Origin of the sequence: uncultured Clostridium sp., assembly GCF_937920395.1 — a bacterium.
GTDB lineage: Bacteria > Bacillota > Clostridia > Clostridiales > Clostridiaceae > Clostridium_AD.
Map to the genome: position 1 here is coordinate 1 of NZ_CALEVF010000112.1, position 5,921 is coordinate 5,921.

The 5,921-nt window shown below is 27.0% G+C and carries 7 protein-coding genes; all 7 read right to left on the reverse strand.

Going from position 1 to position 5,921, the window contains the following annotated elements:
- Positions 1–198 precede the first annotated feature (198 nt).
- On the reverse strand, positions 199–564 hold the full coding sequence (locus Q0649_RS09345) for an RNase H1/viroplasmin domain-containing protein (RefSeq protein ID WP_298840667.1): 366 nt from the start codon (positions 562–564) through the stop codon (positions 199–201).
- A 167-nt stretch (positions 565–731) separates the two neighbouring features.
- Positions 732–1,001 carry a hypothetical protein gene (locus Q0649_RS09350; protein ID WP_298840669.1) on the reverse strand — a complete coding sequence of 90 codons (270 nt, stop codon included), beginning with the start codon at positions 999–1,001 and terminating at the stop codon, positions 732–734.
- Positions 1,002–1,006: 5 nt separating this feature from the next.
- A complete protein-coding gene (locus Q0649_RS09355; protein ID WP_298840672.1) occupies positions 1,007–1,213 on the reverse strand; it encodes a hypothetical protein in 207 nt (68 codons plus the stop codon).
- A 1,097-nt stretch (positions 1,214–2,310) separates the two neighbouring features.
- Positions 2,311–2,835 (reverse strand): hypothetical protein, encoded by a 525-nt coding sequence (locus Q0649_RS09360; protein ID WP_298840675.1) that lies wholly within the window; start codon positions 2,833–2,835, stop codon positions 2,311–2,313.
- 121 nt (positions 2,836–2,956) lie between these two features.
- On the reverse strand, positions 2,957–3,502 hold the full coding sequence (locus Q0649_RS09365; protein ID WP_298840678.1) for a site-specific integrase: 546 nt from the start codon (positions 3,500–3,502) through the stop codon (positions 2,957–2,959).
- Positions 3,503–4,005: 503 nt separating this feature from the next.
- Positions 4,006–4,536, reverse strand: a complete 531-nt coding sequence (locus Q0649_RS09370; RefSeq protein ID WP_298840680.1) for a DICT sensory domain-containing protein — start codon at positions 4,534–4,536, stop codon at positions 4,006–4,008.
- Positions 4,533–5,108, reverse strand: coding sequence for an ECF transporter S component (locus Q0649_RS09375; RefSeq protein ID WP_298840683.1), 576 nt, complete (start codon positions 5,106–5,108; stop codon positions 4,533–4,535). Before Q0649_RS09375 ends, Q0649_RS09370 begins: the two co-directional genes overlap by 4 nt.
- Positions 5,109–5,921: the final 813 nt, after the last annotated feature.

The window sequence follows — 5,921 nt, forward strand, 5'->3', positions numbered from 1 at the left end:
CACCCTAGCGAGGTGTATTTTATAGCATGGCTATACAAATACGAATCTCGCTCTGTTTGGTTTTATTCTCTTATTATACTGCTAAACTTTCCCTTTTACAATGGTTTTTATTCTTAAAGGATGAATAATAAAACCATTACATAATGAGTTTTTGATTGATTTTAAATTACCTAAATAATTTTATAAAACCATGATCTACTAGTCCTCCATATCAACCCATTCTTCTATTAATTTAATTAATGCTATGTTAATTTCCCACCCATATTCACTACATTTATTTTCTAATTCACTATATAATTTTTTTGGTATTCTAGCTTGTACTAACTTTGTCGTCAACTTAATTTTTTTCTTTTTTTCAATTCCAAATATAGTTTGCTCTTTTACTTTTTTAGAATTAACCGTACTTAAATAATTCTTAGCTTCTTCCTCATTTGTGAAACTTTTATAAACTGCATTATAGCCTAATACTAATTTTTTACACTTTGCCCATGTATCAACTATCTTGTCTTTTGTACCTATACCCTCTTTAATTGCATAATATTTTTTAGTTACTTTTTTAGCCATACTATAACCTCTTTTTCTATTTTATCCTAAATACATTAATAATACTTTTTTACAAATAAAATAAGGGATACCATGATATTAGATACCCCTTTATAAACTCTCTATTAAATTTAAAATCATCATAAGTGTAATTATACTTTTATATATAATGGTGTCTTAAAATTGATTTAAACTGGTCTACGCTGTAGCACAGTTATGTCCACCTCGTGCCTACCTATTATTTGCTTTACAGCATCTATAGTTTCATCGATGTTCTTCAAGTGTCCTTCGATTTGAGTGTGTCTAGTAGCGTTCTTAGCTTCTACCTCAACTATCATAGCCTTAATATCTTCAATTCCTTGTTTAAGACTCTGCTGACCTTCTTTTAAGCTAGACACATCATTCTTGATAGGACTCAATTCTTCTTTTAAAATTTTTCTAAGTGTTTCGTCATCCATTTAAATCACTCCTCATTATGTGATGTTTGTACTTCTTCTTCAATTATATTTATATGCTTACCTATAGTCTCAATTTTTATAGAATTCTTTCTTACTTCCGTTTCAAGTCCAGTTAGTTTGTCATCAATACTAATTACTTTACTTTCAAGCCTTGTATGACCTTCTAATACTTTAACCATCATATTTTTTAGTTCATCATCCAATGCTATCATCTCATCATTAATACGATTATATCATAATGATGAAGTATATTTATATGTTTATATAAAAGTATAAAAACTACTACCGTCTTCCACAATGGAACCTTCCCTACGGGCTACCCTTCCATTGCTCCAGTTGGTCTGTAATCTTTTTTTCTTTTATCTTGTACTAAGGGAGAATATACTATATACCGATTGAACAAGGGAGCAGAATAGACGCAGTTATTCCCTTATAAAACTAGACAATAAAATACATCTAGCTTCATAAAAAAATAACTACTGTTAGTATAAACCGTATATCACTCGGTCGCTTCACGTCTGCACCTTATCTGTTATATGTTTTCACATCTACAAGCTTTCTACAATATAGTTCCATCCTATTGCTAATCTGCTTATAGTTCCCGATACCATTAGTATCCTAGAACTTCCACTCCTGCCCTTTTCGTCGGCACCACGCTCTATCCTACACAACTAGAGATAAGGACTAGTCATAATGTGCAGAGGTTCACTTTTTACGTTGGCTGAACTCACCCTGTGCTACTTCCGTAGAAGTTACCTTGCTCTTTTGAAGGCGACATCTTTATAGTCTTTGAGAGACTCTCCCATGAAATTCCTGTTATCACAACAGCTTACCCCATCAAAGCTCCTTATTAAGTCATAAGGCAACTGCTAATATTCTTGTTACTAGCTACTTATATTTTTAAAGCTTGTCCTATTACTTCTTAAACGTGTAACCATCTTATCGCCATTGGTACTGCTATAGTCCAACAACAAGCCACATTTTCTCTAAAAAAAACAAAAGAAAAAAGTCCCTATGTATTTTTTACATAAGGACTTGATAAATCATATTTAAATTGATATAATCAATTTAATATAGTTCTTCAAAATTCATGTATGTAGTAGTGTACATATTTGGATACTGCCGATTTATTGTACGCAATACATTAAATCGGAGTTGGAGGACTTATTTTATTTTTTTGGTTCTTTTTTTATGTTTTATTTTTTTCTTTATTTAATATTATTTACATTTTAACTCATAATATGGCAAACTTCAATTCATTTTTTTATTTATTAAAAAATTCCTATAATGTTAGGCTTATTAGATAATATTATTTTTTAAAAATTCTTTTGAATAACCCATGATTTTGATCTTTCTTTTGCATCTTATCTTTTATTTCAATGAATTTATTATCAAGATCTTGAAAATGTTCTTCTAGTTGTAGCACATCCTGTTGAGGTTTTGCTTTCAATAACACTTGACTATTTTCAACAATAACATGAAGTTTATTTATTTGCATATCCTTTTCACAAAGTTGTTGTTTTAAAAATAACACTTGTTCTGTTAATGCATTAATTAATTCATTTTTAGACTTAATTAAATCCTCTGTATTCGTTATACTGTAAGGTTCATCCCCTATAACATCAGAGCTCTTATCTGTAGCTATTTCATCATTATTTAACTCATCATTTAAATTTAGACTTTTCTTAATTAAGTTAAAACCTACCTCGTCAACAAATGATTTCCCTTGCTTTCTTACTATGCAGACTTTAACTTCTTTTAATTTCAATTGCTTATATATTGTAACTTTGCTCATTTTAGTTAATTCTGATATTGTCTCAACATCATATAACATACTTGTATACCTACCTTTAAATTAGTTTAATTAATTTAGTTAATTCGATTAAAAAATTTAAAACCCTTTAAATTATAATTAAACCAAGCCCAAAATAAAGTATACAAAAAAATAATTCCCTCTATAGATAAAAATTCTCTATGCTCTTATCTTTTATATCCTCATTAATTCCAATATATCTTAAAGTAACACTAGGTGACGAATGATTAAATATTTGTTGAAGTAATGCAACATCTTTATTTTGCTTATAATGCCAGTAGCCAAAGGTCTTTCTTAAGGTGTGAGTGCCTACCTCCTGAAGTCCAACATGCTCAGCTGCACTATTAAGTATTCGATATGCCTGGACTCTACTAATAGGCTTATTTTCGCCTTTCCTACTCTGAAATAAGTATTCTTCATCGGACATTAGTTTAATATATTTATCTATCTCTATTTTTAAGGATGAATTTATTAAAAACCTCTTAATTTTATTTGTTTTTTGCTCTATTATTTTAATATGTGTTTTATCTTTTAAATCTTTAACTTTAAGTTCTAATATGTCACCAATACGAAGACCCGTATTAATCCCAACAACAAACAGTAAGTAGTTTTTATATCCTGTTTTCAATAATTCCATTTTCATTTCTTCAAGTTTTTCTCTATCCCTAATTGGTTGAACTAGCTTCATGATCTACAACTCCTTAATATTATAATTAAGACTGTTATAATACATTCAATGTAACAAGTCAATACGTTATGTTACATTAAAAATTAAATTTTTAAGGAACAGGCAATAGCCTCAATGTGAATGTAACTCAATTACTATTGTGTTACATTCACAATACTAATATAATCTAAATATATTAAACCCCATATCATTAAAATCTAAAAAATATTAGTGTCAAAGAGTAATTTAATACCTTTGAGTAATCATAATATCTTTAGGTAGATATTATAATAATAGTTAATAAAAAACTTCATAAAAATATATATGGATTATATATTTTTATGAAGTTGTAGCACATTTGGGTTAATCTACATACCATATACATGATAAGTTATATGAAAAGAATTAATAAAAAACCTAGCAATTACGTGCTAGGTTTAAGGAGAAATAATATAAGAATTCTATAATATAAAATTATCATTACATATCCTAAAGGTTCCAATTTTTTTTGTGTTTCCTAAATATTATATTATAGTTTTTAATAATTTTATTGTATCATCAATATGTTTCACATCAAAAGTTTTTACTCCCCTAAAGTTTCTATCTTCTTCTATTTCCAAATGTCCAAAACCATCTAAATCATAGGCTAGCATCATATTTTTACCAAACTTTATATCCATCACTAAAAACCACTCTCTTATTAGTTTATGATTAGGTGGTAAATATACGAATTGAATATGAGGATGTGGCTGTAGTGTAGTATCTTTTTCTCCAAAAATGTATATTTTATCTACATTATCAGCCATTTTCAAGAATCTATCCCATATTTTGGTAGCTCTAGATATTTTTTGAAAACCAGCGTAAATTGTTCCTTCTCTTTTTGCCTTGAGTACTACGCTCTCCATTAAATAACACATCTTTGCTAAATTTGGTACTTTGCTTTCAAATTTAATTTTTGATACAGAAAGGGTTTTATCCGTTTCTTCACTAGACATTTTAGTATAATTATCATTAGAACCATTAAATATTTCTTTATAAATTGAAAAATTATTCATTTTTTTAATACTCCTTTAATTTTATTTAGTAGATTATAAGATATTATAGAAACAATTCCAAACTTAATTAAATTAAACGGGATAATAATTAAGATGAGATATAGGGTTACATTAGTTACAAATGGATTAAAAGAAGCCACTATACGAAGAACCATTTGCTTAGTTACACCTAATAAAATACTGTATAATGGAAACATAATAAAATAATTTACAAATCCAGAAAAAATACTAATTATAATTGTAGAAAGCAATAAACTTATTTTTATTTTCTTAGTTTTGTTATATAAATAATGAGTTATTAGGATAAATGATGCGGATAATATAAAATTAATTAATTCTCCAACTCCGGATGTTTGAGTGACAGTAAAATGTAAAAGATCTTTTATTAAACTAATAAATATTGCCTCATTCACTCCTCCTGTGAGTACCATAATAATTGCTGGTATTTCACTAATGTCCACTTTTAAAAAAATTGGAAACAGAGGTATACTAGTATTTAAAAACATTAGTATAAAGGATATAGCACTAAACAAAGATATCTTTACTATTTGTTTAGCAGAGTATTTATTCATATTTTAACCCCCTTGAAGTTATTTTAAAATACTACATATTATGATTAAATATATTAAATAGCAAAAGCTTCAAGAGAAAAAGCTTGCTTGTCCAATTTCTGACTAATTAATAATGTTCTTTCGTTCTAGAGTTCTTACTTTATAAATTTGATTAGTTTAATCTTTAATTAAACCATAAATTACCTTTGTCTTTTCGTCAATGTTTTAAATTATATTACAGAATATGTATCAATGCAATATAAATATGCATATGTTTGTAAATAAGATGTACTTATTAGATATAAAACAACGAATAAGGACTATTATAAAAAGTGTACTTTGTGAAATAGTTTTTATTCGTTGTTTTGGGAGGGAATAAGCAAAAACATCCATATTACATCTAAAAAAATTAAGTTTAAACGATAAAAAACATACAACGTAATAAACTTTTTTTTAAATACTTTTAAATTTGAGCAACTTTTTATAAATAATATTCATTATTAATTGTATTATTTATAGTATAATTAATAATGAATATATTTATTTACAGTAGTAATATTCCAGGAAGTAAATATTATTATATAATTTAGGAGGTAGAAAATATGAAAAAGCGAAATGGAGAATTGCAGTGTGTACAGATTGGCTATGTTAATTAGTCTTAAATATTAATCTAAGTTATGACGAATAGTTCTTTATTAAATTTAATATTATGTTTACTTTATAGAATAAAGTGAAGGAGATGTTAAGGCTATGATTCAATTAAGCGATATTGTTATGAGTAGAGCATCAAGTATTGAACAAAAGGTATATGTAAAATCTTCTCTTATCGGTATA

Bases quoted from the DNA above. Each gene is read 5' to 3' on its own strand.
- Q0649_RS09355 (WP_298840672.1), bottom strand. From the start codon at position 1,213: ATGATAGCATTGGATGATGAACTAAAAAATATGATGGTTAAAGTATTA.
- Q0649_RS09350 (WP_298840669.1), bottom strand. From the start codon at position 1,001: ATGGATGACGAAACACTTAGAAAAATTTTAAAAGAAGAATTGAGTCCT.
- Q0649_RS09375 (WP_298840683.1), bottom strand. From the start codon at position 5,108: ATGAATAAATACTCTGCTAAACAAATAGTAAAGATATCTTTGTTTAGT.
- Q0649_RS09370 (WP_298840680.1), bottom strand. From the start codon at position 4,536: ATGAATAATTTTTCAATTTATAAAGAAATATTTAATGGTTCTAATGAT.
- Q0649_RS09365 (WP_298840678.1), bottom strand. From the start codon at position 3,502: ATGAAGCTAGTTCAACCAATTAGGGATAGAGAAAAACTTGAAGAAATG.
- Q0649_RS09360 (WP_298840675.1), bottom strand. From the start codon at position 2,835: ATGTTATATGATGTTGAGACAATATCAGAATTAACTAAAATGAGCAAA.
- Q0649_RS09345 (WP_298840667.1), bottom strand. From the start codon at position 564: ATGGCTAAAAAAGTAACTAAAAAATATTATGCAATTAAAGAGGGTATA.